The organism is Streptosporangium sp. NPDC049248, from assembly GCF_040678965.1.
GTDB lineage: Bacteria > Actinomycetota > Actinomycetes > Streptosporangiales > Streptosporangiaceae > Streptosporangium > Streptosporangium fukuiense.
This window is the reverse complement of sequence record NZ_JBFAQY010000017.1, coordinates 43,152-68,592: the sequence shown is the minus strand read 5'-3', so window position 1 is coordinate 68,592 and position 25,441 is coordinate 43,152. Positions and strand designations below refer to the sequence as shown.

24 protein-coding genes and 2 pseudogenes are annotated in these 25,441 nt (G+C 68.8%); 8 read left to right on the top strand and 18 right to left on the bottom strand.

The window, feature by feature from the left end; genetic code table 11:
- Positions 1 to 96: 96 nt before the first annotated feature.
- From phzG to AB0K21_RS27400, 8 genes are all read right to left on the bottom strand, one after another.
- Complete coding sequence (phzG, locus tag AB0K21_RS27435) at positions 97 to 732, bottom strand: phenazine biosynthesis FMN-dependent oxidase PhzG (RefSeq protein ID WP_364154409.1); 636 nt, start codon at positions 730 to 732, stop codon at positions 97 to 99.
- Between the two features lie 59 nt (positions 733 to 791).
- Complete coding sequence (locus tag AB0K21_RS27430; RefSeq protein WP_343963680.1) at positions 792 to 1,658, bottom strand: PhzF family phenazine biosynthesis protein; 867 nt, start codon at positions 1,656 to 1,658, stop codon at positions 792 to 794.
- Positions 1,655 to 3,547, bottom strand: coding sequence for an anthranilate synthase family protein (locus tag AB0K21_RS27425; RefSeq protein ID WP_343963682.1), 1,893 nt, complete (start codon positions 3,545 to 3,547; stop codon positions 1,655 to 1,657). Before AB0K21_RS27425 ends, AB0K21_RS27430 begins: the two co-directional genes overlap by 4 nt.
- Positions 3,544 to 4,167: an isochorismatase family protein gene (locus AB0K21_RS27420; RefSeq protein ID WP_343963684.1), complete on the bottom strand. Its 624-nt coding sequence runs from the start codon at positions 4,165 to 4,167 to the stop codon at positions 3,544 to 3,546. The genes AB0K21_RS27425 and AB0K21_RS27420 overlap by 4 nt, the downstream gene beginning before the upstream one ends.
- Positions 4,168 to 4,196: 29 nt before the next feature.
- Positions 4,197 to 5,378: a 3-deoxy-7-phosphoheptulonate synthase gene (locus AB0K21_RS27415; RefSeq protein ID WP_343963686.1), complete on the bottom strand. Its 1,182-nt coding sequence runs from the start codon at positions 5,376 to 5,378 to the stop codon at positions 4,197 to 4,199.
- A 175-nt stretch (positions 5,379 to 5,553) separates the two neighbouring features.
- The gene (locus tag AB0K21_RS27410) at positions 5,554 to 6,042 is read right to left on the bottom strand and encodes a PhzA/PhzB family protein (protein WP_343963688.1); all 489 of its coding nucleotides are present in this window, start codon (positions 6,040 to 6,042) and stop codon (positions 5,554 to 5,556) included.
- Positions 6,043 to 6,136: 94 nt separating this feature from the next.
- On the bottom strand, positions 6,137 to 7,225 hold the full coding sequence (locus tag AB0K21_RS27405) for a chromosome partitioning protein ParB (RefSeq protein ID WP_343963690.1): 1,089 nt from the start codon (positions 7,223 to 7,225) through the stop codon (positions 6,137 to 6,139).
- A 219-nt stretch (positions 7,226 to 7,444) separates the two neighbouring features.
- Positions 7,445 to 7,705 (bottom strand): hypothetical protein, encoded by a 261-nt coding sequence (locus AB0K21_RS27400; protein WP_364154402.1) that lies wholly within the window; start codon positions 7,703 to 7,705, stop codon positions 7,445 to 7,447.
- Between the two features lie 169 nt (positions 7,706 to 7,874).
- Here AB0K21_RS27400 and AB0K21_RS27395 point away from each other — a divergent pair, with 169 nt between their 5' ends.
- Entirely contained in the window at positions 7,875 to 8,783 is a 909-nt protein-coding gene (locus AB0K21_RS27395) for a sigma-70 family RNA polymerase sigma factor (RefSeq protein ID WP_343963694.1), read from the top strand.
- A 64-nt stretch (positions 8,784 to 8,847) separates the two neighbouring features.
- Positions 8,848 to 9,243, top strand: coding sequence for a VOC family protein (locus AB0K21_RS27390; protein WP_343963696.1), 396 nt, complete (start codon positions 8,848 to 8,850; stop codon positions 9,241 to 9,243).
- 109 nt (positions 9,244 to 9,352) lie between these two features.
- Here the strand turns inward: AB0K21_RS27390 and AB0K21_RS27385 are convergent, their stop codons facing one another.
- Both AB0K21_RS27385 and AB0K21_RS27380 read right to left on the bottom strand, forming a co-directional pair.
- On the bottom strand, positions 9,353 to 10,990 hold the full coding sequence (locus tag AB0K21_RS27385; RefSeq protein ID WP_343963698.1) for a ubiquinol-cytochrome c reductase cytochrome b subunit: 1,638 nt from the start codon (positions 10,988 to 10,990) through the stop codon (positions 9,353 to 9,355).
- Positions 10,987 to 11,166: pseudogene (locus tag AB0K21_RS27380) on the bottom strand ((2Fe-2S)-binding protein); the annotation flags it as partial. The gene AB0K21_RS27385 and the pseudogene AB0K21_RS27380, both read right to left, overlap by 4 nt.
- 361 nt (positions 11,167 to 11,527) lie before the next feature.
- Between AB0K21_RS27380 and AB0K21_RS27375 the strand changes: the two are divergent.
- Positions 11,528 to 12,064: a hypothetical protein gene (locus AB0K21_RS27375; protein ID WP_343963700.1), complete on the top strand. Its 537-nt coding sequence runs from the start codon at positions 11,528 to 11,530 to the stop codon at positions 12,062 to 12,064.
- Between the two features lie 140 nt (positions 12,065 to 12,204).
- On the opposite strand, the gene sigJ is transcribed toward AB0K21_RS27375, so the two are convergent.
- The 4 genes from sigJ to AB0K21_RS27355 form a co-directional block, all read right to left on the bottom strand.
- Positions 12,205 to 13,116, bottom strand: a complete 912-nt coding sequence (gene sigJ, locus AB0K21_RS27370) for an RNA polymerase sigma factor SigJ (RefSeq protein ID WP_343963702.1) — start codon at positions 13,114 to 13,116, stop codon at positions 12,205 to 12,207.
- A gap of 227 nt (positions 13,117 to 13,343) precedes the next feature.
- Entirely contained in the window at positions 13,344 to 14,351 is a 1,008-nt protein-coding gene (locus AB0K21_RS27365; RefSeq protein WP_343963704.1) for an NAD(P)-dependent alcohol dehydrogenase, read from the bottom strand.
- A 129-nt stretch (positions 14,352 to 14,480) separates the two neighbouring features.
- A complete protein-coding gene (locus tag AB0K21_RS27360; protein WP_364154395.1) occupies positions 14,481 to 15,146 on the bottom strand; it encodes a response regulator transcription factor in 666 nt (221 codons plus the stop codon).
- On the bottom strand, positions 15,143 to 16,276 hold the full coding sequence (locus tag AB0K21_RS27355; RefSeq protein WP_343963708.1) for a sensor histidine kinase: 1,134 nt from the start codon (positions 16,274 to 16,276) through the stop codon (positions 15,143 to 15,145). The genes AB0K21_RS27360 and AB0K21_RS27355 overlap by 4 nt, the downstream gene beginning before the upstream one ends.
- Before the next feature lie 167 nt (positions 16,277 to 16,443).
- Here AB0K21_RS27355 and AB0K21_RS27350 point away from each other — a divergent pair, with 167 nt between their 5' ends.
- The 4 genes from AB0K21_RS27350 (at position 16,444) to AB0K21_RS27335 (ending at position 21,220) form a co-directional block, all read left to right on the top strand.
- Positions 16,444 to 16,836, top strand: coding sequence for a hypothetical protein (locus AB0K21_RS27350; protein ID WP_343963710.1), 393 nt, complete (start codon positions 16,444 to 16,446; stop codon positions 16,834 to 16,836).
- Positions 16,833 to 18,371: a multicopper oxidase domain-containing protein gene (locus tag AB0K21_RS27345; protein ID WP_364154391.1), complete on the top strand. Its 1,539-nt coding sequence runs from the start codon at positions 16,833 to 16,835 to the stop codon at positions 18,369 to 18,371. Before AB0K21_RS27350 ends, AB0K21_RS27345 begins: the two co-directional genes overlap by 4 nt.
- A gap of 329 nt (positions 18,372 to 18,700) precedes the next feature.
- A complete protein-coding gene (locus AB0K21_RS27340) occupies positions 18,701 to 18,868 on the top strand; it encodes a hypothetical protein (RefSeq protein ID WP_364154388.1) in 168 nt (55 codons plus the stop codon).
- Between the two features lie 75 nt (positions 18,869 to 18,943).
- Complete coding sequence (locus tag AB0K21_RS27335) at positions 18,944 to 21,220, top strand: DMT family transporter (protein ID WP_364154385.1); 2,277 nt, start codon at positions 18,944 to 18,946, stop codon at positions 21,218 to 21,220.
- A gap of 204 nt (positions 21,221 to 21,424) precedes the next feature.
- Here the strand turns inward: AB0K21_RS27335 and tnpA are convergent.
- Positions 21,425 to 21,702: pseudogene (gene tnpA / locus AB0K21_RS27330) on the bottom strand (IS200/IS605 family transposase); the annotation flags it as partial.
- 148 nt (positions 21,703 to 21,850) lie between these two features.
- Here tnpA and AB0K21_RS27325 point away from each other — a divergent pair.
- The gene (locus tag AB0K21_RS27325) at positions 21,851 to 23,005 is read left to right on the top strand and encodes a transposase (RefSeq protein ID WP_364154382.1); all 1,155 of its coding nucleotides are present in this window, start codon (positions 21,851 to 21,853) and stop codon (positions 23,003 to 23,005) included.
- A 173-nt stretch (positions 23,006 to 23,178) separates the two neighbouring features.
- Here the strand turns inward: AB0K21_RS27325 and AB0K21_RS27320 are convergent, their stop codons facing one another.
- The 3 genes from AB0K21_RS27320 to AB0K21_RS27310 form a co-directional block, all read right to left on the bottom strand.
- On the bottom strand, positions 23,179 to 23,838 hold the full coding sequence (locus AB0K21_RS27320; protein ID WP_364154379.1) for an L-threonylcarbamoyladenylate synthase: 660 nt from the start codon (positions 23,836 to 23,838) through the stop codon (positions 23,179 to 23,181).
- 84 nt (positions 23,839 to 23,922) lie between these two features.
- A complete protein-coding gene (locus AB0K21_RS27315) occupies positions 23,923 to 24,444 on the bottom strand; it encodes a GNAT family N-acetyltransferase (RefSeq protein WP_343977908.1) in 522 nt (173 codons plus the stop codon).
- 61 nt (positions 24,445 to 24,505) lie between these two features.
- Positions 24,506 to 25,405: an EamA family transporter gene (locus AB0K21_RS27310; protein ID WP_343977910.1), complete on the bottom strand. Its 900-nt coding sequence runs from the start codon at positions 25,403 to 25,405 to the stop codon at positions 24,506 to 24,508.
- Positions 25,406 to 25,441 lie beyond the last annotated feature (36 nt).

Sequence of the window (25,441 nt, the reverse complement as noted above, 5' to 3'; positions counted from 1 at the left end):
TGAACTCCTTCGTGTCTGTGTCCCGGGTTCATGTGGGCGACCGGATCGGCCGCGATGCCGGTCGCACGAATCTCGGTGTCTAGCCGTGGCGAGCCCTCACGGCTGGAGCCTGACGGCGCTCCAGCCCGCCGGCGTCCGGTCGTAGCGCAGTCTCCGATGCAGCCTGCTGGCGGCGGCGGACCAGAATTCGACGGTGACCGGCGCCAGGCGGTAGCCGGCGAACCTCGCCGGTCTGGGCAGGGGTGAGCCGCACGCCGACAGGCGGTCCGCCTCCAGCCGCAGCCGGGAGACGTCGTCGATGGGTTCGCTCTGCCTGGAGGCCGTTGACATGGCGTGCAGCGGCACCGGGCGGGCGGCCCACAGCCGATCCGCCTCAGGCTCGCTCAGCAGGACCGCGGTGCCCGAGACGATCACCTGTTGCGCGGTCTCCCGCCAGTACAGCACCCCCGAGGCCCAGCCGGTCTCGGCGAGTTCCCGCCCCTTCTGGCTGGTGCTGTGGCTGGTGAAGACCACCCCCTGCTCGGAGACGTCGACGATGCTGACCGTCCGGTTGGAGGCGCGGCCTCGACCGTCCGCGGTGGCGAGCGCGAGGGCCAACGGCTCGCGCACGCCCGCCTCGACCGCCGACGAGATCCACCGCTGCACCAGCCCCATCGGTTCGGCCGGGGGCCTGTCGTACTCGGGGAACGCCCTGTCCATCACGCCGGTCAGGCTCTCGAACCTGCTGCTCATCTCTGCCTCCGGGACTCTGTCACTGACGGGTGGCCGCCGGCTCCCCGTACGCCCTCTCATCAGACGTAGATCACTCCGCGGGCGATGGTGACGCCCGATCCTCCGACCCGCACCGAGGTGACGCGGTCCGCGGCGCGGTCCGCCCAGGCCCGCATCAGGGAGGGCCGGCCCATCTCGACCCCTTGGTGGATGTCGATCCACTGGCCGAACCCGATACGCCCGTGGCGGGCGAGATGGACGGCGAGCGGACCCGCCGCCGAGCCCGTCGCCGCGTCCTCGGTCACCCCGTAGGCGGGGGAGAACATGCGGCTCCGCCAGCTCGTCTCGGAACCGGCGTAACAGTTGGTCGCCATGTCCGGGAACACGGCCAGTGCGCGGTGGTCGGGATTGACGCGGGACAGTGCCGCCACGCTCTCCAGCTCCACGAAAACGTGCCGGGGACCGTTGGAGTAGATCTCCACGGGAAGCTCCGGGGTGGGCACGCCGAGCGCGGCCAGCAGTTCGTCGGCGCGGTCGAACTCCTCCCAGGTCGGGATCGGCTGCTCCATCTGAGCGGCGACGGTCCTCCCGCCGACGCGCTCCAGGTCGAATGTGATGACTCCCATCGCCGTCTCCAGCAGGAGCCTGTCCTCCGTGAACGACTCGCCGAGCGCGATGGCCGTTCCGAGGAGCGGATGACCGGCGAAGGGGAGTTCGTTGACCGGAGTGAAGATGCGGATGTGCGCGTCGCCGCCCTGTTTCGGCGGGAGGACGAACGTGACCTCCGAGAGGTTCATCTCCCTGGCGATGCTCTGCATGCGGTCGGCGTGGAGGTCTTCTGCGTCGAAGAAGACGGCGACGGGATTACCCCGGAGCGGCGTGTCGGTGAACGAGTCGATGACCACGTACGAGTGCGTCTCGTCTGGTGCTACCTGGTGTGCCGTCATCCGCTCAGCACCCTTCCGATGAAGGAGCCGAGGATGCGCGGGCCGTTCTGGGTGAGCACGGACTCGGCGTGGAACTGGAGCGAGGAGAAACGCGGGCCGCGCAGCGCGTGCACCTCGCCCGTCTCCGGATCCCGGCAGACGTCCACCGCGCCGACGCCGTCGATCTCACTCCTGTCCCGGTCCGACCGGGCCGCGAAGGTGTTGTAGAACCCCACCCGCTGCCGATCGCCGAAAAGGTCGATCTCCCGCTGTACGCCCTGGTTGGGAGCGTTCCGGCGGCGTAGGTCGAACCCGAGCCGGGTGCTGAGGATCTGGTGGCTCAGGCAGACGGCCAGGAACGGGCGGCGTTCGGCCAGCAGGGCGTCCACGGCCGACCGCAGGTAGGCGATCTTGGGATGCTGGGACTGGCGGGGGTCGCCGGGGCCCGGTCCCAGCACGACGAGGTCGTACCCGTCGAAGGGAGGGATCTCGTCGTGGCGGCGTACCGTCACCGACATGTCCATGGCGCGTAGCTGGTGATCGAGCATCGAGGTGAAGGTGTCCTCGGCGTCGACGATCAGTGTCCGGCACCCTGCCAGCTCCGGGAACGACGCCGCCCGTTCGGCGCCGGTGCCCAGCCAGAAGCCGGCGATGGTCGCGTTGCGCCGTTCCAGCGCGTCACGCACGTCGGGGTGCGTCCCGAGCCTGGCGGGGTCGGGGGTCTCCAGCGCCGCGAGCAGCCCGGCCGCCTTGGCTCGGGTCTCCGCGACCTCCGACACCGGATCGGAGTGGCGGACGAGCGTGGCGCCGACACCGATGTGCACCCTGCCCGCGCCGTCGATGTCGGCGGTGCGGATGAGAATGGAGGAGTCGAGGGTCCGGCCGCCGGACGCGTCACGTCCGATGAGGGCGACGATCCCGCTGTAGTAGCCGCGGCCCTGCGGCTCGTGCCTGTCGATGACCCGGCAGGCGTTCTCCAGCGGGCTTCCGGTGACGGTCGGGGCGAACATCGTCTCGCGGAGGATGTCGCGGACGTCCCAGTCGCTGTCGCCCTCGATGAAGTACTCGGTGTGCGCGAGCCGCGCCATCTCCTTGAGCCGTGGGCCCACCACCCGTACACCGGGCCGGCAGATCCGCGTCATCATCTTGAGCTCCTCGTCCACGACCATGTAGAGCTCGTCGGACTCCTTCCGGTCGGCGAGGAAGTTCATGACCTCGGGCAGCGTGGGGCCGGACCTCGGGTAGCAGTAGGTGCCGCTGATGGGGTTCATCGTGGCGACACCGCCGTACAGGGTGACGTGCCGTTCCGGGGTGGCGCCCACGAACGTCCGCTCCCCGGTGTGGACGATGAAGGTCCAGTACGCGCCCGACTCGACTTCGAGCAGTCTCCGGAAGAAGGCCAGGGCACTGTGCGGCGTGTAGTCGCCGATGTCGGCGACAAAGGACCGCTTGATGACGAAGTTCGCGCCCTCGCCCTCGCCGATCGCCTCCTTGACCACCCTGCGGACGGTCTCGGCGTAGTCGTCGTCGGCCACGTCGAAGTGCCCGCCGGAAACGGTGACGGGGACGTCGGGGATCTGGGCCAGCGCCTTGGCGACGGGCACCGTCCGCTGCCCGGTCACGGTCATCGTGAACAACGGGGCGTCGTCGTCGACGCACACGAAGCCGCGTTCGCGGATCTGCCGGTACGGGATGATCGCCAGCACATCGTGGCCGGCGGCGCCTCCGGCCTGCCCCGCGCCGGGCAGGAGGATGTCGGCCAGCTTGGCGACCTGGGCGACCTCTCCGACCAGGACGTCCAGCAGTGCCGGACCGTGCGCCTCGGGGCGGTGGAGCAGCGCGAAGGCCGGCGGCCGGGGCGCCAGCACCAGGTCGAGCAGGTCGTCGCCGATCACGCCCGGTCCGGTCACGAGAACACCTCCTTCGCGGTGATGACGACCGCGCAGCGTTCGGCCGCGTACTCGAGGGTCATCCGGTGATGGTCGGCGGTGAAATCGGCGACGGCATCGGCGACCAGGAAGGTCTGGAGATCGTTGGTGAACGCGTCGATCGCCGTCATCAGCACTCCGACGTGCGCGTACACCCCGCAAACGATCAACTGGTCGCGACCGCCCTCCCGGATGCGGTCCAGTAGGTCGGACCGGAAGAACGCGCTGTATCGCAGCTTGTTGAACATCCAGTCGCCGGGTGAGGGGGCCAGTTCGTCGACCACCAGCTGGTCGGCGGGGGCTCTGCGCATGCCCGGCCCCCAGAAGTCCTTGAGCAGCCCTCGTTGCTCCTCGCTCATGTCACCGGGCTGGGCCGTGTAGCCCACCGGAACGCCGAGCGCGACGCTGCGATCGCGCAGCAGCGCGATGTTGCGAATGAGTCCGTCCCGCACCGAGCCGGGGAAGGGTTTGACGAAGTAGCGCTGCATGTCGTGGATGAGAAGGACCGCGCGGGCGGGGTCGGGAACCCACTGGGCGGTGCTGGGAGGCAGATCGCCTGCCGTGGGAATCAGATAGGGCTCAATAGGGGGTATACCAGGCATGATCGTCCTTTCTCATCGGATCGTTCACGTCAGTCGCCCCAGGCCGAGATCACCGAGACCGCCTGCCAGAGGGTGAGCCTTGGATCGCAGAAGCTCGTGTACCGCTCCCCCACCCGGCCGAAGTCGGCCTCGTCGGTGACGCACTCGGTGACGTCGTCGGGGGTGGTCTCCAGGTGCAGGCCGCCTGCGACGGCGCCGGCGGCCTCGACCGCGCCCACGAAGTCGCGGACCTCCCGCATGAGCGTCCCCACCACGCGGGTCTTGCGCCCGTCCGGGGTGACGACCGTGTTGGCGTGCATGGGGTCGCACAGCCAGATGACCGGATGCCCCGCGGCGCGAACGGCCTCGACGAGCGATGGCAGCCGGTGGGCGACCAGCTCCGCGCCCATCCTGGCGATCAGGGTCAACCGGCCGGGCTCGCGTTCTGGATCGAGCCGCTCGCACAGGGCGAGCAGCTCGTCCTGCGTCATCTTCGGGCCCACCTTGCAGGACACCGGGTTGGCCACCTCCGCGAGCATGGCGACGTGCGAGCCGTCCACCTGCCGGGTCCGCTCCCCGATCCACGGCCAGTGCGTGGAACCGAGGATCAGCGTCCCCGCCGCGTCCCGGCGGAGCATCGGGACCTCATAGTCCAGGAGCAGCACCTCGTGGCTGGTCCACACGGGCGGGTCGATCTCGGGACGGCGATACGAACCACGCCAGCCCAGGTGTTCCATGATGTCGCTCGCCGCCATGTACCCCGTGAGGATGCGGAGCGGATCGGGGCGTCTGCTCTCGGGCGTCGGCTCCGGGCCGTTCACCAGGTGCCCCCGGAACACCGGGAGGGTGACATCGCCGACCTGTTCCGTGGGGTTGGACCGCGGCTTGGCGAACTGGCCGCCGATACGCCCGACCCGGAGCACCGGCTTGTGCGTGACCATCTTGAGCGCGCCGGCCAGCACGTCCAGCGTGGCGCACTTGCGGGTGACGTGCTCTCGCGTGCACTCCTCCGGATCCTCGGCGCAGTCCCCCGCCTGCAGGACCAGGGCCCCGCCCGCCGCGACATCGGCGAGAAGAGCGCGCAGGCCGCGCACGTCCTCCGCCCTGACGAGCGAGGGGCGGGACGCCAGCGCCTCACCGACGCGCTGTACCTGCGAGACATCGCTCCACTCGGGCTGTTGTAACGCCGTGCTCAGCCTGATATCGGGCATGACGAGGTCACCAATCTCCATCGGTTGAAGGCGCCCTGCGCGCCGGGATCGTCCTTGACTCGGTGGGGGATGTCCAGAGATGGTCGCCTGGCTGGTGGGCTGACCATGGATCCTGATCGGCTTTCCGGCCGCCGCCCTGACACGGCAACCGCCGACGACCGTGAGTCATCGAAGCCGGTGAAGGGAGCGGTCGCCGCTAGGTGGGGATTCCCTCACGCTTGACCTCGGGGACGGGGATGCCCAGCGCGCGCAACTGCTCGAACGGGTTCATGAACTCCCGCTGCTGCCTGATCTTTCCGTTCTCCAGCAGAAACGAGTGCAGGAAGTGGTTCTCGTATCGGCCCTCGGGATAACCGGGGAAACGAATTGCCCCGGCACCGTCGCACTCGACCCAGAAGAAGTTCGGGTCCTGAGTTTCGAAGATCTCGACGTTGAACCAGACCCAGTCGGGAAAACACTTCAGTGACCATACCGCGTGCTCCCCGAGCCGGTCGCGGCCGTGAATGGCGATCGGCTGTCCGGTGTCATTGGTCCACAGGCCGCCGACGCCGTCCTCGGTAAAAAGCAGGTGCCGCCGAAGACGGTCCTGACCCCTGGTGTTCATATAAATTTCAACCGTTGCTCGGTTGATCTTCCGAAGCTCTGCTTCCGCGCTGTTTCCCGGGAAATGAGAACTGTCCGACATGACAAACCCTCCGATGATTGCCGTCTTCGCAGACGGTATTCCAGCCCTCCGGCAAACGGAAGGGGTGTACTGTCATCGCCTGAACAATTAGCGGTCAGCCGGCTTTCTCGGACTTCCGCGACACCACGCTGGCCAGCTTTTTCCAATCCTCACAGCGCTTGAGCACCACGGCGTGGATGAGCGGCACGCAATGGATGGGGACCGCCTCGGCGATCTCCTCCCACTGGGATTGCTCCATCTCGGTGAGCAGGAGCATCCGCAGCAGCGTCCGCCCGGACTCCGTCGACCGCAGGGACGGGTCCCGGACGAGCTTCTGCACCACCGACACGGTCTCGACCGCGGTGGCTTTCATCTCCCCCCTCGGCGACCTCGTCCCGTTCCGGGGTGGGGCGACGGCGGCCGCGCCCTCCTCCGGACCGCGCAGCCGCTCCGGGATCGGGTTCTGGCCGTGGTGGAGGCGTTGGCGAACGTCCCGAACCGTTCCCACCGAAAGGCCGGTCTTCCTCGACAGCTCGCGCAGCGAGATCTCGGGATTGGTCGCCATCAGGGCCGCGGCGTTGTAGCGTCCCTCGACGCTGCTGACCGGCCGGGCCCTTCCGTCCTGCCCGAGGCGGCTGTCCAGATGCGAAGCCGCCTCACCCGCCCGGCTGCGGACCTTGCCCACGGTCTTGGGGCTCAGTCCCGTACGTTCCGCGATGGCACGATCCGACCAGCGCGGGTGGGAGCCGATGATGCGCTGGGCGGCGGCCTTGCGCTCATCCAACGTCAGCGGCAGGCCGTGCCTGACATTGAGCTGTACGGAAAGAACGAACGCATCCGCCTCGCTTCCGTCAAAGAAATGAACTGTGATTTCCGTCACACCTCTCATTGCGGCGACGCGCAACCGGTGCGCGCCATCGATCACGCGCATGGTCGGGCGGTGCACAAAGATCGGGTCCGTACTGTTTTCGGTCTCCGCGAGACGGCGAATATGCGCAGGGTCTTCCGCTTGTTTGCGGGGCAAAAGCGAGGGCATGAGATCGCCTATGGAGACGACCCCTTTCGGCAGATCCCGGAGCAGATCCGATACCTCGGGAAGATGCTTCTTGTCATTCCGATCGGTGTCGGCTGCGACGTGAAGTGTCACGGTGATACCTTCCTTCATGAAGGAGTGACGGTAAGGTGAATTCTTCGCAAGAAGCACACCTAGGCACCAACCTGGTTGTCAACACCTTAATTTCAGAGAAAAGCGGTCCTTTTGGGACAGGAACAAACGAACGAAAGCGGGCCCACGCAACGGCGCACCCGGCCGGACGGCAGGCCTCTCCATTGAGGCTCAGCGGATCGGTGACAGGTGTGGCGACCAGCGCTTTCGCGGATCTATGAAGTTGACGATGAACATCGGGACGGGTCGGGCAAGGTGCTATACGAGTTGGTGGCCGGTGTCACGTCTTGGCCGGCCGGTGGCGGTCGAGCGACCGGGTCCTGCCGGCGGGAGCTCTGCGGGACGCCCCTCCACCGCGGCCTCGAACAGCTTGACGCGGTCGTGAACCCACCGGACCTCGATGGCGACGGCGCCGGTGGCGATCCGCTCGTCGCGACGCCGTCCCAGCGGCGTGTCCGACCTCATGTCGCCGCACAACCACTCGGCCTCTTCCCACGAACACCCCGTCGCAGGGCTCACGACCATCACCTCGAAGCCTCTCGGTCCGGACAACGAGACCCCCTGACGGCCGACGGATGTTCATCCAGGACCGGTAAAGTGAGCGGTGCGAGGGTGAGCGATCCAATCGATCTCGCGCCGTCCGTCTCGTCACTTTCATATGACGAAATGCGACGACGAAAGGTGACCGATGAACGATCAGGCCGTTTTGGTGGAGCACTTCAGCCGGTCTCGCGACCATCTGCGATCCGTGGCGTACCGCATGCTCGGATCGGTGGACGAGGCGGAGGACGCCGTACAGGAGGCCTGGCTGCGAGCACATCGCGTCGGGGCGGACGCCGTCGTCAACGTGACCGGATGGCTGACCACGATCGTCGGCCGCGTCTGTCTCGACATGTTGCGCTCACGCCGGCGCCGGAACGAGGAGTTCACCGAAACAACCGAGCTGGAGCTGCTGGGCGGCCACAATGAGGCCACCGATCCGGAGAGGGAGGCGGTGCTGGCCGACTCCGTCGGGCTCGCCCTGCTCGTGGTCCTCGACAGGCTCGGGCCGGCCGAGCGCATCGCCTTCGTGCTGCACGACCTGTTCGCCGTGCCGTTCGACGAGATCGCCGAGATCGTCGAGCGGTCGCCGTCGACCACGAAGAAGCTGGCGAGCCGAGCCCGCCACCGGGTGCACGGCGCCGCCTCCGTTCCGGCCGCCGACCTCGGCCTGCAGTGGAAGGTCGTGGACGCCTTCCTCGCCGCATCACGCGCCGGCGACCTGGACGCCCTCCTCGGCGTGCTGGCTCCCGACGTCATCAGGCGAGCGGACCTCACCGCGCTACGTGGAGACGGGCAGACCGAGGTGCGCGGCGCCCGCGCCGTCGCCACGGAGACGCTCACCAACTCCGGCCTGGCGCGCTTCGCCCGGCCCGCTCTCGTCAACGGCGTCATCGGAGCCGTCGTCGCACCACGCGGGCAGCTGACGCTCGTCCTCGAAGTGGTGATCGACGGCGGCCAGATCACCGCGATCAACGTCGTCGGCGACCCGGCCCGGCTGCGCCGCCTCCACCTCGCCGTCGCCGAACCCACCTCCGTTCTTCTCGCACACGATTGAATTCCCGCCACCGGTTCACGCACTATCCTCCCTGCGGCTTCGACGACCGCTGAGAGGGAGACCAATGATCATCAATCCCCGGCTCACCGTGCTGTACGTCAGCGACCAGAGCAGGACCCTGGAGTTCCTCACCGAGACGCTCGGCTTCGAACTGGCGGCCGACGTTCCCTACGGTGACGATCGGCGCTGGGTCGAGGTCCGCCCACCGGGCGCGCAGACCTGCGTGGCGCTCGCCGCCGTCGAACCGGCCGTCCTGGAGACGCTCCGCGCGCAGGCCGGACGGATGACGCACGGCTGGTTCGACTGCGATGATCTCGACGCCACCTGCGCGGACCTGCGTACCCGGGGTGTCGAGATCGTCGTGGAGCCGCAGGCCGCCTCCTGGCGGGAGGGCGGCCGATGGGCACAGATCGCCGGTCACGACGGCAACCTCTACGGGCTGACCGAACACGGCCGCTGACAGCCGGACGGCGTCGGGCACCCTCGACCGCCCGGCGCGCAACTGAGCGCTTTCTTCAGTTGCACACCCGCGCGATCGGGCTCGGACGGGCACCGTCCGAGCCCGTGGACTAGTGCCTCAGCGGACTGTCGTCCCCGGACTCGACGGCGGCGTGGCCATTGTGTCCCTCGTCGAGAGGCACCTTCTCTCCTCCGTACGTCGTGGACATGCGGACTCGCAGCCTGCCCAGGGGGCCGCGCATGCCCTTGGGCGGGATGCCCGCACCGTCGTGGGCCGACAGCGTCGGCACCGCCTCCTTGCCACGCAGGTGCGCCTCGGCCTCCTCCGACGGCGGCGCGTGGACCTCGATGAACCTGCCGTCCGGCAGACGCTTGATCACACCGGACGCCACGCCGTGCCCGATGATGGCCGCGTCGGAACGCTGCAGTCCCAGACAGACACGGTAGGTGATGATGTACGCGAGTACCGGCCCGACGACCACCAGGACGCGGCCGGCGTAGGTGGTGGTGTTCAGGCTGATATGGAAGGTGGAGGCGATCTCGTCGTTGGACGCCAGCAGCCACAGCACGCCGTAGAACACCACGACCGACATGCCGATCGAGGTGCGGTGGGGATTGTTACGAGGGCGGTCCACGATGTGGTGCTCGCGGTTGTCGCCGGTGATCCACCGTTCGGCGAACGGGTAGAGGATCATCCCGGTGATGATGAGGCCCAGCGGCACCAGCGCCGGGATGATCACACTCAGCGGCAGCGTGCCCGCCTGGTCGGTGCCGAAGAGGTTGACCTCCCACGCGGGCATCAGCCGCAGCGCGCCTTCCAGGAAGGCCATGTAGAAGTCGGGCTGAGAGCCGGCGGAGATGTCCGCCGGGCTGTACGGGCCGAAGAGCCAGATCGGGTTGATCTGGGCGAAGGTCCCCAGCCCGGCCAGCACCGCGAAGGTGAACAGGAAGTACGACCCGGCCTTGAGCATGAAGGCCGGGTAGAACGGCGCACCCATCACGTTCTGGTTGGTGCGCCCCCTTCCCGGCATCTGGGTGTGCTTCTGCACCCACATCAGCACCATGTGCGCCGAGACCAGCGCCAGGATGATGCCCGGAAGCAGCAGGATGTGGATGGAGTAGAAGCGCGAGATGACATCATCGCCCGGATACTCCCCGCCGAACAGGAAGAACCTCAGATACGTCCCGATCACCGGCAGCGAGATGATCGCCCCCTCGGTGACCCGCATGCCCGCGCCGGACAGCAGGTCGTCGGGGAGCGAGTAGCCGGTCAGCCCTTCGAAGAGCGCCACCGTGAGCAGCAGCACTCCGATGATCCAGTTGAGCTCGCGCGGCTTGCGGTAGGCGCCGGTGAAGAACACGCGCAACGCGTGGATCATCATGCCGGCTATGAACAGCAGGGCCGCCCAGTGGTGGACCTGCCTGATGAGCAGGCCGCCGCGTACCTCGAAGCTGATCTCCAGTGCCGAGGCGTAGGCCTCGGACATCCCCACACCCCGCAGCGGGGCGTAGACACCGTCGTAGATCACATGGCTCATGCTCGGTTTGAAGAAGAACGTCAGGAACGTTCCGGTGAGCAGCAGGATGACGAACGAGTAGAGCGCGATCTCGCCGAGCAGGAACGACCAGTGGTCGGGGAATATCTTCCGCATGTTGCGTTTGATGAAGTCGCCCGCCCCGATACGGTCGTCGAGAAAACTCGACGGGCCGGCGACGGCCTTGGGAACCGTCTTCGGTTCGGTGCTCATGCCGTACCTCCCTTCTGCCTGACCTCGGCCTCGGCGTCACCGCGCTCCCAGTAACCGGGGCCGACGGGCACCGAGAAGTCGCCCCTGGCGATGAGACAGCCCTCGGCGTCGACGATGATCGGCAACTGCGGAAGCGGCCTGGCGGCCGGGCCGAAGACGACCTTGGCTCCGTCGGCGCCGCTCGCCTTCGCGCCCCACAAGAAGGTGTCGGCGACCTCCTTGCTGTCGGCGAAGCCGTCCCGCGAGGGGAGGTCGTCGCCCCAACCGGTCGCGAGCGCCATGTCAGCAGGCCTGCCCACCTGGGAAAACCTGCCGTGGACCGTCCCGGCCAACTTGCCTTGCAAAGACATCCGTGCCTTCACCAGCTCTCAGAAGGGGGCATCTCTCTCTAAGGAAGACGTTCGCCGCCACCGGAACGTGACATGCGCCCCCTCGCACTGCGAGCGATGTCACGTCGCCGCTCCGCGGTGCGTCTTACTTGGTAACCGAGCTTGAATCCGAGCACCGCGTCCGTATCGCATAACGGGGTGAATCCTCTTGGTCTCCGTTCCAGACGACTCCTACATCGACCCCAGTGCCTGGCGGGTTCCCATGGACGCCATCGGGGGGACACTGTCGATGAACACGTCGAAAGGTCCGCGGCTCCTTTACGAGCTGCCCTGTTTCCACGGCTCCTTCTACCTGCGACCGAGCGGAGTGCTGGCGGGATTCGCGCTGCAGCTACCGCTGCCGTCCTGCCCGGCGTGGCTGCGCGACGACGAGGCGCCGGTGCTGTTCTGGGAATCGGTGGACCTCGCGGCCGACGGGTCCTCGAACGGGGTCGACGGGCAGGCCCGGCTGCGGCTCGGCCGGCAGGAGGCCTTCACGACCGTGTCCGGTCTGTGCACCGAGATCCCCGTCGGCCGCTCGGGCCGCTCCTACCTGAAGATCATATTGGAGACGGTGTTCTCCTCCCTGCTTCTGCGCTGGCCGGCCGAGGCGCAAAAGCGGCTGCGCCCGGCGACGCTCAAGCTGTTCGGCGAGATCCGCCCCGCCCGGGTCGCGCCGGGCTCGGTTCCGGACCAGCCGCGCTGAGAAGGCGAAGCTCCGGAAGGTGTCCTCCGGTGGGTCCGCGGCGCTGCCCGCGTCCCGCACCGCGCAGCGGGCCACGGTGCCGAGCGGTACGCCCCCGTGTGGGCCCGTGCGGGCCCGTGCGGATTCGCCACCGGGTCCGGTCACCGCTCCCCTTCGATGCCCCCCAGCTTGTCCTGGTTGGCGATGATCCAGATCTGCGTGATGCGGTCGGTGACCGGATCCAGATCGACCACGACGACGGCGACCGTCTCACCGGCGGCGACGATGAGCGCGGCGGGACCTCCGTTGACGTCCACCACGGACCCGCCGCCGCGTTCGCCCGGCGACGCCCCGGCCGACGGCCGCAGCACCTTCTGGATGCCATGGATCAGCAGGCGGCTGACCTTCTGCGCCCCCCGTACCGAGGTCCGGGGCACACCCCGCAGGCCGTTCCCGTCGCTCCACAGCGTGACCTCGGGGGCGAGCAGGTCGAGCAGCCTGTCGATGTCGCCGCCCAGGCACGCGGCCAGGAAGCGCTCGGTGACCTGCATGCGGACCTTGCGGTCGTAGCGGAACCGGGGCTGTCGCTCACGCACGTGCGCGCGAGCGCGGCGGGCGATCTGCCGGACCGTGGGCTCGGAACGACCGAGCACGGCGCCGATGTCGGCGAAGGAGAACTCGAAAGCCTCGCGCAGCACGAAGACGACTCGCTCCAGCGGGGAGAGGGTCTCCAGCACCACCAGCATGGCCATGGAAACCGAGTCTGCCGTCTCGGCCCCCTCTCCGATCTCCGGCCCGGTCGGCAGCGGTTCGGGCAGCCACGGCCCCACGTAGGCCTCCCGGCTGGCCTTGGCCCGCCGCAACCGATCGAGAGCGAGCCGGGTCGAGACCTGGATGAGGAAGGACTGCGGATCGGTGACCCGGGAATGGTCGACGCGGTTCCAGCGCAGCCATGACTCCTGAACGACGTCCTCGGCGTCGGCCACGCTGCCCAGCACCCGGTATGCCACTTTGAACAACAGCTTCCGGTTCTTCTCGAAGTCTGCGACCGACCTGGCGTCCGCATCAGTCACTGCGGCTTTACCCTCCTCGTTGTCGGGTTCCCCTACTCATGTAGACGCCCCGGACGTTCGAGAAGTGACATCCTCCGCCGACTCCACCACCCGCTCCCGGTGGCGGCCGCCTCTGCCGCCGCACGCCAGGCGTCCGCCGTCGAACGCGCCGACCGGAATTCCGGTCAGGCCGGTACTGGGGTTTCCTCACCAAATCACGAGCGGCGGACCGCCGTACCTCGATCCGGCTACACGGTGATGACGATCTTCCCTTGGGCCCTGCCCCCGGTCAGACGGCGGATGGCCTCGGGGACCTCGCCCAGCGGGTACGTCCGGTCGATGACCGGCGTGAGCTTCCCTGTCTCCAGGAGCTCCCTCAGAACGGCCATCGAGTCCTGTCTGCTCGGCGTCGACGAACTCGGCGTCGGCAGTTGACTCCGGAACACCGAGAGCGCCATCAGCTTGAAGAAGTGCGGCAGGCTTCCCAGCCAGCGGCCACCCACATCCCCGAAGCGGTCGTGCCCGATGAGCACGTAGGTCCCCTCGGGCGTGAGGGCGTGCCGGCAGTCCGAAAACGAATGGTTTCCCGGAACGTCGAATATCAGGTCGTAGCGCTCACCACTCCGGGTGAAGTCCTCCCGGGTGTGGTCGATGACACGGTCCGCGCCGAGCGAACGCACCATGTCCAGTTTCGCCTTGTCGTCGACACCGGTCACCGTCGCTCCGTACGCTTTGGCGAGCTGTACGGCGAAGGATCCCACGCCGCCGCCGGCACCGTTGACCAGCACACTTTGTCCTGGCCGCAGCCGTCCCTCCGGAAGGTTCTGCAGGGCGATGAGCCCGGAGGTGGGTACGGCCGCGGCCTGCTCGAAGGTGACGTTGCCGGGCTTCGATGCCAGGGCGTCCTGTGAGACGGACACGTACTCGGCGAAGGCGCCGCCGTTCTTCCACTGGTTGCCACGGATGGTCTCGCCGAACACCTCGTCACCCGGTCGGAACCGCGTCACGTTCTTGCCCACCGATTCCACCTGGCCGGCCACATCCGTTCCCGGAACGCGGTTCTTCGGTCTGAGCAGCCCGGCTCCCATAAGACGGAGGACGTACGGCCGGCCACTCACGACGTGCCAGACATCCGGATGGACGGAGGCCGCGCGAACGCGTACCAGCACCTCGTCTTCCTTGACCACCGGCTTGTCGATCTCTCGAAGTTCGAGAACCTCGGGTGAGCCGTACGCGTCCTGGACAACCGCCTTCATGAGGTCTCCTGCGTCGTCGCGGCACTGCGGCAATTCACGACATCATAGGCGCGGCCTCATCGAGCGGAGAGGCCGATTTCCCGGCCGATCGGGGAGGCGTGACACCCGGGATCCCGGCGGACGCGCGGTTCAGCGACCGGCTCCCGGGACGACGTGCCCCGACTCGTAGGCGAAGACGACGAGTTGCGCGCGATCACGGGCGCCAAGCTTGGTCATCGTCCTGCTGACGTGCGTCTTGACCGTGGCATGGCTGATGACCAGGTGGCCGGCGATCTCCTCGTTGGACATGCCGGCCGCCACCAGCGCCAGGACCTCGCGCTCCCGCTCGGTCAGTCGCTCCAGCCCCGGACCGGCCACCGGGCGCGGCGGTGTGGCGACGTACTCCTCGATCAGCCGCCGGGTGACGGACGGCGACAGCAGCGCGTCGCCTCGGGCGGCCACCCGCACCGACTGCAGCAGTTCGGCGGGCTCGATGTCCTTGAGCAGGAATCCACTGGCGCCCGCGCGCAGGGCGGCGAAGACGTACTCGTCGAGGGCGTAGTTGGTGAGGATCACCACCCGGACCCCGTCGAGCTCGGGATCCGCGCCGATCCTGCGGGTCGCCTGGATCCCGTCGAGCAGCGGCATCCGCACATCCAGCAGCGTGACGTCCGGCAGCAGCCGCCGGGTCAGCTCGACGGCCTCCACCCCGTTGCCCGCCTCGCCGACCACGACGATGTCGTCGGCGAGTTCGAGCAGGGCACGGAAACCGGCGCGCATCAGCGCCTGGTCGTCGGCCAGCAGCACCCTGATCACGGCTGCCCGGCCAGCGGCAGCTCGGCGCGGACGGCGAACCCTTGCCGGTCGCGCGGCCCGGCGGTGAGCGAGCCGCCGACGGCCACCGCGCGCTCGCGCATCCCGATCAGGCCCATCCCGTGCTCCACGACGCCCGTGCCGGACTCACCGTCGTCCTCGACCCGTACCACGATCATGGCGGGATGGTATTCCAGCGTCAGCGCGATCGACGCGTGCCCGGCGTGGCGCAGCACGTTGGTGAACGCCTCCTGTGTGATGCGGTAGGCCGCCCGGTCGATGTCCGGGGGAAGCCCGCGTGGCACTCCCACGGTGGTGGACCTCACCGGTAGCCCCGCCGCCTCGGCCCTGGCCACCAGCCTCGGCAGGCGTTCCAGCCCCGTCTCCGGACCGTCCGGCTCCGCCTGCCGCAGCACCCCCAGTGTGGCGCGCAGTTCCCGCATCGCCTCGTGTCCCGAATCCTTGATCGCGACGAGCGCCTCGCGGGCCCGCTCGGGCTTTCGGTCCAGCAACTCCAGGGCGACCGACGCCTGAAGGTTGATGACCGAGATGCTGTGGGTGAGCGTGTCGTGCAGTTCCTGGGCGATCCACAGCCTTTCCTCTCCCGCCCGGCGCAGCGCGGCCTCCTCTCGGGTGCGCTCGGCCTCGATCGCACGCCGCTCGACCTCCCGCACGGAGGCACGGCGGTTCCTGACGACCTCGCCGATGACCACCATCGCCACCAGCCATCCGCTGAGCAGACTGAACCCGTCGCCGGGCGCGGGGTCGGAGTCGGACAGCGCGATGAGGCCGTAGACACCCACGGCCAGCGCCACGGCGAGCGCGACGGCCAGCCTGCGACGGCCGAGGGTCGCCGCAGTGTAGATCGCCGTCAGCGCGGGCGCGGCGACGAAGACGCCCGGATACCGCCCCGCGTAGTAGGCGACGCCGCACGCGACGGCGACCACCCCGACGACCATCGGCGCCCTTCGGCGGAAGGCCAGTGCCAGCGACGACACCGTGATCAACGCCAGACCCGTGGTGTCCAGCGGCCGCTCGAACGGCCCCGACCAGGACAGTCCGCCGTAGGTGCCCGCGACGATCCCGGTAAGCGCGGCCAGCGCGATCAGCGTGTCCGTCCTGTGGTTCCTCACCTCTGCCACGGTAGGCCACCGGATCCGGCCGGTCCTCCCGCCGGCCGGGGAGGTCCGGCGTACCTCCCCGGTGGCATCCCGGGGCCTCGGATACATCCTGGGGTGTAGCGCGAAACGCCGTCTTCGGGGCGACGATCGTCAAGCCCCGAATCGGAAGCATGGCACGCATGGACTCCCCACCCTTCCCTGGCTGGGTCATCCGGTCACTGCGCCTGTTCGCCACCGCGCACCTGCTCGGAGTGCTCGGGCAGGCCGCGCTGGCCGGGCTGTTCGTCACCGGTGATGTGGACATGCTCACCTGGCACCGGAACAACGCCGGCGTGACGCACGTCCTGCTCTACCTCCAGCTCGGGGCCGCGATCGGACTGTGGCGGCCCGGCCGTGGCCCGCTCTGGCCGGCCGGGGCGAGCGCCGGGCTCGTGACCCTGGAGACGGCGCAGGTCGCCCTGGGCCAGGACCGGGTCGTCGCCCTGCACTTCCCGCTCGGCATGGCGATCTTCGGCCTCTCCGCCGTACTGTGCGCATGGACGTGGCGGGGCCTGCGGACGGCCGCGGCATGACCTCCCGCAGAGCTTTCCTCGGCCTGCTGGGCGGCGCGGGCCTCGCCGTCGCCGGATGCGGGGGTCTGACCGGCGAGACCGCCGGCGAGACCCTTGCCAGCGCGTTGCCGCTGCCCAGGCCGTTCACCGTCCCGCTGCCCGTCCCCGCACTCGCCCGGCCGACGCGGCCGGGCCACTACGAGGTGGTCCAGCGCGCGGCCCGGATGGAGATCATCCCCGGCACCACGACCGAGGTGTGGGGGTTCGACGGAACCTTCCCCGGGCCGACCTTCGACCTGCGCCGAGGCGGCCGTACCACCGTCAGGGTGCGCAACGAGTTGCCGGTGCCCACCTCCACCCACCTGCACGGCGGCGTCACCCCGCCCGACTCCGACGGTTACCCGACCGATCTCGTGGTGCCCGCGAGCCAGGGGTTCGGGCCGCCGCCGGGGGGCCACACCCGGCATGGGACGGGCGCGGACCTGTCGTCGTGGACGTTCCACTCCGGGGCCAGGGACTACCTCTACCCGCTGGACCAGCGGGCCGCCACGCTCTGGTACCACGACCACCGGATGGACTTCACCGCGCCGCAGGTGTGGCGGGGGCTGGCCGGGTTCCTGATCGTCCGCGACGACGAGGACGACGCTCTGCCGCTGCCGAAGGGCGAGCGTGACATCCCGCTGATGATCTGTGACCGGTCCTTCGAGGAGGACGGCTCGTTCCGCTACCCGTCGCTCGACCCGAGCCTGCGGGTCACACCGGGAGTCGAGGACGCCTACATGGAGGGTGTCGAAGGCGACGTGATCCTGGTCAACGGCGCCCCGTGGCCGTTCCTGGAGGTGTCGGCCACCCGCCACCGGCTGCGCCTGCTCAACGCCTCCAACGCCCGGCGATACCGGCTGGAGCTGTCCCCCGGCGGCCGCTTCACACAGGTCGGCAGCGACGCCGGGCTGCTGACCGCGCCGGTGACGCACTCCGCGGTCGTCATCGCCCCCGCCGAACGGTTCGACCTGGTCGTGGACTTCTCCGGCTACCCGGTGGGCAGTGAGGTGACCCTGCTCAACACCCTGGGAAGCGGCCCCACCAGGAACGTGATGCGCTTTCTGGTCACCAGGCGGGCCGTCGACGGCAGCGCGATCCCGAAACGGCTCTCGCGGCCGGAGCCCGCCGACCGCTCCTCGGCGGTGACCACCAGGACGTTCGACTTCCGCGCCACCAGGCGGGGACCGGGTGCTCTTTGGACGATCAACGGGCAGCCGTTCCGGCCGGGCAGGCCGCTGGCCCGGCCGCGTCTCGGCACGGCCGAGATCTGGCGGTTCACCAGCGACTTCCACCACCCCGTACACGTGCACCTGGCCCACTTCCAGGTGCTCTCCCGCAACGGCAGGCCGCCCGCCGCCACCGACGCGGGCTGGAAGGACACCGTGGACGTGCGACCGTACGAGGTCGTGGAGGTGCTCGTCCGCTTCGAAGGTCACCGAGGCCGCTACATGACGCACTGCCACAACCTCGAACACGAGGACATGGCGATGATGGCCGACTTCGAAGTGGTGTGACCGCTCCCGGCCACCACCCCGGAGGGGACGACCGGCCACAGGTCGTCGTCCTCGCTCACGGAGCGGCGTGCTCGCGCCCGCGGACGATCTCCTCCGTGGTGGTCGTGGTGTCCGGCGAATCCGGTTCCTACGATCGCCCCCTGGAATCAGGTCATCGCCTTCAGCCTTCCACCGGAAAGTTGGATCGGAAGAAGCGGTGGCCTGATCCTGGAGTCGGGTTCTGCGCGGACCCCCACCGCGACCCCGCGCCTCAACATTTCACCCGCTCTCCCCTGGAAGATCACCTGATCAGCAGGTTCACCCTGGGCGAGGGAAAACGTGTGCGTTGGGTGTCCTTCCCTGTTCGAGGAGTGATGGCGGTGGCCAGGGACGGCGAGCTTTCCGGGTGGGTGGTGCGGGTGCGCGCCGAGCGCAGGACGCGGGGATGGGACGTGCCGATGATGGCACGGCGACTGCGCGCCGCCCTCGGAGACGGCGACGGCCCTTCGGCCACTTGATCGTTTCGGTGGTGGCTCGCTAGGGTTGGGCGCCTTTGCTCGGAATCCTGTCCGCTCGTGCCCGAGGGGGTTCCCGTGCGCCGCTACCGTTTCGGCAGAATCGCCACGCTGTTCGCCGCCGTCTACGTGACCGTGGTCGTCGTGGCCGGTGTCCACGCGCTGGCCACCGGCGATCCCGCGCTGCTGCGCGAGATCGTCACCGGCGGTTGGGACTCGGACTTCGTGCCCTACACCTGGTGGGTGGAGCTCCTCATGGTCGCGGGCGGAGTCCTGCAGGGATGGGCCTACTGGCAGGTGCTGCGCGGGCGTCCGGCCGGGGCGGCGGCCGTCAACGCCAGGCCGGTCCGGCTGCTGCGGGCCGCCCTGTACCTCAGCCTCGCCTGCACGCTGCTGTACCGGCTTCCGATCCCCTACCAGTGGTGGTCCGGCCTGCCTTTCGACCTGCTCCAGGTAGCCGTCGTCGGGCTGTTCTTCGTGGTCCTCGCCGGGGTCCTGCCTCGATGGCTGCGGCTGCTCGGGCTCGTGGCGGGGCTGGTGAACGCCGCCATGGGCATGGCCTACACCGTCGCCTACGGCCTCGGCCACTACTCCGTTCTGCAGTTCGTCTCTCCGTACCAGCTCGGCAACGCCGTCTACCTGCTGTGGCTGGTGCCGATCCTGGTCGGCCAGGCCAGGGACGCGCGGTGGAGCCGAGGCACCGTGCGGCTAGGCAGGGCCTCGGCCGTGCTGTCGCTGCTGTCGTCGGGAGGTGGTTCGTTCATCTCGTTCGGCGGTTCGGGCATCGACTACGACCTGCTGCTGCTCATGCTCCTGGGCGTTCTGGGCGTCTTCGGGACGGTGTGGCAGGCACGCTCCGCCCACGAGTTGGGCGCCCTGACACCCGCACCGTCTCCGGCGCCTGCGGTCCGGGGAGCACCCGCGCGGGCGTGGCCCCTGGCCGCCGTGGCCGTGCTGCTCCCGCTGATCCCCGCGGCCGTCAACCTCGCGGACGGCATGCCCGCGTGGATCGGCCCCCGGGGCGCGGTCGACGACCTCTTCCACGGGCACGTGAGCTATCCGGCGACGGTGCTCTGGGTCGCCCTGGACCTGCTCATCGGGGTCGGCGCCCCGGCCGTACTGGTCCTGGTCGCGGTCGTACGCAGGACCAGGCGGCTGCTGCGTGCCACGATGCTGACCCTGACCCTCGCCGCGGCGGCAGGCGTCGCCACCGCCCTCACGACGACGTCCGAGGCGGATTGGCGATTCGTCCCCGAGATGACCGAGCAGCGGCTGGCCCTGTACCCGGACGGGCTGTTCGACCAGAACGAGAAGGGTGAGATCCTTTTCGGGCTCTCCCCGCTGTGGTACAGCGCCGCGCTCACCGCCTCCGCTCTCGTCCTGTTCCTCCTGTACCACGTCCCGTCTGCCGCCCGCCCGCGCCACCACGTGCTCGTGGCGGTGCTGGCCACCTTCATGGCCCTGTGCCTCCTGCCGGTGGCCGACCAGGCGCGCGGTCCGGTCACCACGGCCGAGGACTGCTCGCCTCCCGAGCCTTGGGAGATGGACGGCGAGCCCGTGCAACCCCCGCCGCCGACCGGCCCGCGCGCCTTCATCTGCGCCGTACGCCAACAGCAGGTGCTCGCGTTCGCCGCCACCGCGCCCGACCAGGTGCTGCTCGACCGTGGCCGTTACCTGTGCGCCGCCTACACCCGCAACGATCCGCGCGAGCTGGCCCGCCTGAGGGAGGTGGAAGGGGTGAACGTCCGCGACCTGAGCGGGGTACTCGCCGGGATCTGCCCGGCCGCGAACGCGAAGGTCACAGCGGAAGCGGCCGCCGAGGATCGCGAGTTCAACGAGTTCATGGCCGAGGAGCAGCGCAAATGCGACGCCACCCCGCGTCACCGCCCCCTCGTCACGCCCGCCAAGGCGATCCGCCTCAAGGAGCCGGAGTGGCCCGAGGCAAGGCTGGAGCTGTACGGCGAATACACCGGTGAGGGCAAGAGCACGAGCGCCGGTCCGGTCACCGCCGGACCCGGCTACGTGACGGTGAGCACACATTCCGACTTCCACGTCTGCGTCACGCTGGAGACCTACACGCGCCGCCCACCGGTCGAGACCAAGGGCTGGGACAACGTCGTCGAGGTCGGCTACACCAACCAGGACGGCGAGATGATCTTCATGGACGGCCTGAGCGGCACCGAACTGCCGGACCTGTCGCTCAACGGCCGTAAGGGGCACTACCGCATCCGCCTGCACTTCGCCTGGTTTCCCTGGAAGGGCGAGAAGTACGGAACCCAGCGGCTGCTGATCATGGCGTACCCCGGACCGGGTGACAAGGTCGTCACCTATCGCAGACCGCCGAAGCGACGCTGACGAAGTCCTCATCACTCGTGCCGATGTCGGTCGCGGTCACGGCTCGAAGATCAGCCCTGTCGTTGACGAAGCTGAGGAAAGGCACTTGAGGATCGTTATCCGTGGTCAGCGCGCTTCAGCGTTATCTAGCGAGGAACCCCGGGTGTTCACGCCCGGGAGGAATCGCTTCCCGGTCCTGGGGTTGTGAACGTCCGGTCGTTGGTCCGGGCGCTCCTGGTTTTCGATGTATTTCTTGACAAGGCGCAAAAGGGCGCCGCCGCAGGAGGCGGCGACGTAGGACGGAGACCGCAAGCGGCCGCCCCGCAGATACCTGCGGACAGCGGGATACTCCTTGCGCAGCAGGCGGGCCGAGACGCCCTTGAGGGAATCGACCAGGGCCGCAAGGACGACCTTGGGCGGGCAGCCGACGAGCAGGCGGACATGGTCGCGCTCCCCGTTGAACTCAACAAGCCGCACACCTCGATCATGATTTCTTCGCAGCGGCGCGGCGGTGCGCCGGTGAAGACCCCGCACCGATACCCGGGTGTGAAGACCGAATACGCGCAGCGTGCGGACAACGGTTCGGCCCCGGCCCCGGCGCAGGTCGGATTCCTATCACGGTGACATGGGCCAAAGGATAGTTTGGGCGTTGTGAAGCTGGTGGTGCAGGTGAGACTCCTGCCGACGCCCGAGCAGGCGGCGGCGCTGGAGGCGACCTTGCGCGCGGTCAACGCCGCGGCCACCTGGGTCTCAGCGCTCGCCCACCAGCGGCGGGTGTTTCGCAACTACGACCTGCGCCGGCACGCCTACGGGCAGATCAAGGACGACTACCGGCTGGCGGCTCAGGCCGCGCAGCATGTCGTCAAGAAGGTCGCCGACGCCTACGCCACGCTGCACGCCAATATCCGCCACGGCAACCTGGGCAAACCTGGCTCCGTCCGGCGCGAGCGGGTCTTGGCCACGCCGATCGTCTTTCGCCCCGGCGCGGCCCACCCGTTCGACGACCGCTGCCTGTCCTGGCAGATGGACACGCGCACAGTGAGCATCTGGACCACGCGCGGACGAATGAAGAACGTGGCGTTCACCGCCTCGGCCGAGCAACTCCAGACGTTGGCCGCCCACCGCAAGGGCGAATCAGACCTGCTGTATCGCGACGGTATGTGGTTCCTCATCGCCACCTGCGACATTCCCGACCGGCCGGTCGCCGCCCCGGACGGATTCCTGGGGGTGGACCTGGGGATCGCCAACATCGCGACCACCAGTGGCGGAGTTCGCCACAGCGGCAAAACCCTGAACGCGGTCCGCCACCGCCACCGCGAGCTGCGCCGCCGCCTGCAGGCCAAGCAGACCACATCCGCCAAACGGCTGCTGAAGCGGCGTCGCCGGGCCGAGGCCCGGTTCGCCGCGAACACCAACCACACCATCGCCAAACGCATCGTGACCGAGGCTGCACGCACCGGGCAAGGCATCGCCCTGGAAGACCTCCAGGGCATCCGTGACCGGGTACGGCTCCGCAAGCCCCAGCGGGTCACGCTGCACTCGTGGAGCTTCCACCAGCTCGGCCGGTTCATCGCCTACAAGGCCGCCCGCCAGGGCGTCGCCGTTGTTCACGTCGATCCGGCCTACACCTCGCAGGCCTGCTCGGCCTGCGGGCACGTGGCCAAGAGGAACCGGCCCGATCAGGCGACCTTCTCCTGCACGTCGTGCGGCTTCGCTGAGCACGCCGACGTCAACGCGGCCCGCAACATCGCCTCGCGCGGGGTGGCGGGCTGGGCAGTGAGTCACGCTGCCGACGACGCGGCCTGAACCGTCGAACCCATCGACGGCGAGGAGCTGCACGCTCGGTCGTTTACGGCCGAGAAGCTGACGAAAGAACCGGCATGCGGTGAGGACGTCGGGTGCGGTTGTCCGGCGGGGTCTGCACCTGGCGAAGTCGCCGGGTGGACGCGCCAGACCCACCGTGAACGGTGTCGGCCGTCTTACTCGAAGAGGGACGGGTCTCCGGTGCCCCGGCGGAGGATCTCCGGCTCGCCCTGCGAGAGGTCGACGACCGTCGTCGGGGTGGCGCCGCACTCACCGGAGTCGATGACGGCGTCCACCACATGATCGAGCCTCTCCTTGATCTCCCAGCCCTGCGTCAGAGGCTCGGTCTCATCGGGCAGCAGCAGGGTGCTCGACAGCAGAGGTTCGCCGAGTTCGGCCAGCAGCGCCTGCGTGACGACGTGGCCGGGGATCCGGACGCCGACCGTCTTCTTCCGCGGGTGCAGCAACCGCCGCGGTACCTCCTTGGTCGCGGGCAGGATGAACGTGTATCCGCCGGGGGTCGCCGCCTTGACCGAGCGGAACAGCGCATTGCTCACATGCACGAACTGGCCGAACTGCGCGAAGTCTCTGCAGACCAGGGTGAAGTGATGGTCGCTGCCCAGGTGGCGGATCTCTCTGATCCGGTCGACGCCCTCCTTGTTACCGAGGCGGCACCCCAGCGCGTAGCACGAGTCCGTCGGATATGCGATCAGCCCGTCCGCACGCAGCAGCTCGACCACCTGGCCGATCAGCCGAGGCTGCGGATCCTCCGGATGCACATCAAGGTATTTCGTCACACCTTGAAGCTTAGAAGCGGATATTCCATCACATGACATGCGGGCTGCCCGCAGGTGCCGATGGCCACCGGCGCCCGGTCGTACGGCGGTGGCCGTATCCGTCTCCGTGCCGGCCCCCGCCGGCTAGATCTTGATCCAGTAGCGCCGTGCGGGACCGTATCCGGTGTCCCGTACGCCTTCGAGGACACCGCCGTTGTGCTCGATCGTCTTCACTGAGGCGAGGTTGTCGGCTTCGCAGACGATCAGCACCCGGTCCAGACCGAGCTCCCGCGCCTCGCCGAGCATCCGGCCCAGTGCCCAGGTGGCCAGCCCACGCCGACGTGAGGACGGTCGGACACCGTACCCGATGTGGCCGAACCGCAGCACGTAGTCGTTGAGCCCGTGCCGCAGCGCGATCCCGCCGTGCACCCGGTCGCCCTCGACGATCCACCGATACACGCAACCCATTCGGCCGGCCTCCACCGGCTTCGCCGGATCCGACCCCTCGGCCAGTCGCGCCACCCAGGCCGCGAATCCGTCCGGCGAGTCGACCTCGTCGGACGGCCCCAGCCCGAATCCGTCCTCGTGGAGGCCGGGACCCCACTCGTGATGCGCCTCACGCCAGGCGGAGTGCAAACGCGTGGTGGGCGCGATCAGTTCAGGCATACGACGACGATACTCACCCGGACCATCACGATCTACGGCTGGAACGTCGGGAACAGGCCGATCACGGCAGGCAGCCGGAGGGTGAACGCCTGGTTCGGACGGCCGCGGCGAGGCGGGCCGCGACGGGCTGCCCGAGGAGGATTCCGAGGAAGGTCAGCACCAGCCCGCAGAACTGCTGGACGGTGAGCACCTCTCCGGCGATCGTCGTGCCGAGCAGTACCCCGGTCACCGGGTTCAGCAACCCGACGAGTCCCACCGTTCCCGCCGGCAGGTGCCGCAGTCCCGCGAACCAGGCGGCGAAGGCGAGAGCCGTCGCGACGACGCTGACATAACCGAACCCAAGGATCGCGGATCCCCCCAGGTCCGGCGGCGGACCCTCCACCGCGACGGCGAAAGGCACCAGGACGACTCCTCCGGCGATGAGCTGCCACGAGGTCGACGACAGCACGTCGACGTCCGTGCCCCATCGCTTGGCCAGTACGTAGCCGACCGACGACATCACCATGGCCGTGACGGACGCGAGTACGCCGAGAGCGTCGACGGCGGCCGCGCCGGCGAACAGCATGAGACACACGCCCGCGACGCCGATGCCGGCTCCGGCCAGGTGCGCGATCCGCGGACGTTCCGAGAGCAGCGACCAGGCGGTGAGCATCATCGCGACGGGTGACGTCGCCATGATCATCGAGGCGATGCCCGTCGGGAGCAGCTGAGCCGCCAGGTAGATCAGCGCGAAGAACGCGCCCATGTTGAGCGTCCCGAGAACCAGGGATTTCCACCACCACGACCCGTGGGGGCGCTTCCCGCCGGCGAGGAGGAGCAGCAGCCCCGCGGGCAGCGCCCTGATGACCGCCCCGTACAGCGGGTAGCCGGGCGGGAGGAACCGGTGGGTGACGAAGTAGGTCGTCCCCCAGGCGATCGGGGCCACCGCCGTGACCAGCACCCAGCGAAAATTAGCTTCCATGGAAGACAATATAACTTCCCTGGAAGCTATATTGTC

Bases quoted from the DNA above. Each gene is read 5' to 3' on its own strand.
- phzG (WP_364154409.1), bottom strand. From the start codon at position 732: ATGAGCAGCAGGTTCGAGAGCCTGACCGGCGTGATGGACAGGGCGTTC.
- AB0K21_RS27430 (WP_343963680.1), bottom strand. From the start codon at position 1,658: ATGACGGCACACCAGGTAGCACCAGACGAGACGCACTCGTACGTGGTC.
- AB0K21_RS27420 (WP_343963684.1), bottom strand. From the start codon at position 4,167: ATGCCTGGTATACCCCCTATTGAGCCCTATCTGATTCCCACGGCAGGC.
- AB0K21_RS27415 (WP_343963686.1), bottom strand. From the start codon at position 5,378: ATGGAGATTGGTGACCTCGTCATGCCCGATATCAGGCTGAGCACGGCG.
- AB0K21_RS27410 (WP_343963688.1), bottom strand. From the start codon at position 6,042: ATGTCGGACAGTTCTCATTTCCCGGGAAACAGCGCGGAAGCAGAGCTT.
- AB0K21_RS27395 (WP_343963694.1), top strand. From the start codon at position 7,875: ATGAACGATCAGGCCGTTTTGGTGGAGCACTTCAGCCGGTCTCGCGAC.
- AB0K21_RS27390 (WP_343963696.1), top strand. From the start codon at position 8,848: ATGATCATCAATCCCCGGCTCACCGTGCTGTACGTCAGCGACCAGAGC.
- AB0K21_RS27385 (WP_343963698.1), bottom strand. From the start codon at position 10,990: ATGAGCACCGAACCGAAGACGGTTCCCAAGGCCGTCGCCGGCCCGTCG.
- AB0K21_RS27365 (WP_343963704.1), bottom strand. From the start codon at position 14,351: ATGAAGGCGGTTGTCCAGGACGCGTACGGCTCACCCGAGGTTCTCGAA.
- AB0K21_RS27350 (WP_343963710.1), top strand. From the start codon at position 16,444: ATGGACTCCCCACCCTTCCCTGGCTGGGTCATCCGGTCACTGCGCCTG.
- AB0K21_RS27345 (WP_364154391.1), top strand. From the start codon at position 16,833: ATGACCTCCCGCAGAGCTTTCCTCGGCCTGCTGGGCGGCGCGGGCCTC.
- AB0K21_RS27320 (WP_364154379.1), bottom strand. From the start codon at position 23,838: ATGTCATGTGATGGAATATCCGCTTCTAAGCTTCAAGGTGTGACGAAA.
- AB0K21_RS27315 (WP_343977908.1), bottom strand. From the start codon at position 24,444: ATGCCTGAACTGATCGCGCCCACCACGCGTTTGCACTCCGCCTGGCGT.
- AB0K21_RS27310 (WP_343977910.1), bottom strand. From the start codon at position 25,405: ATGGAAGCTAATTTTCGCTGGGTGCTGGTCACGGCGGTGGCCCCGATC.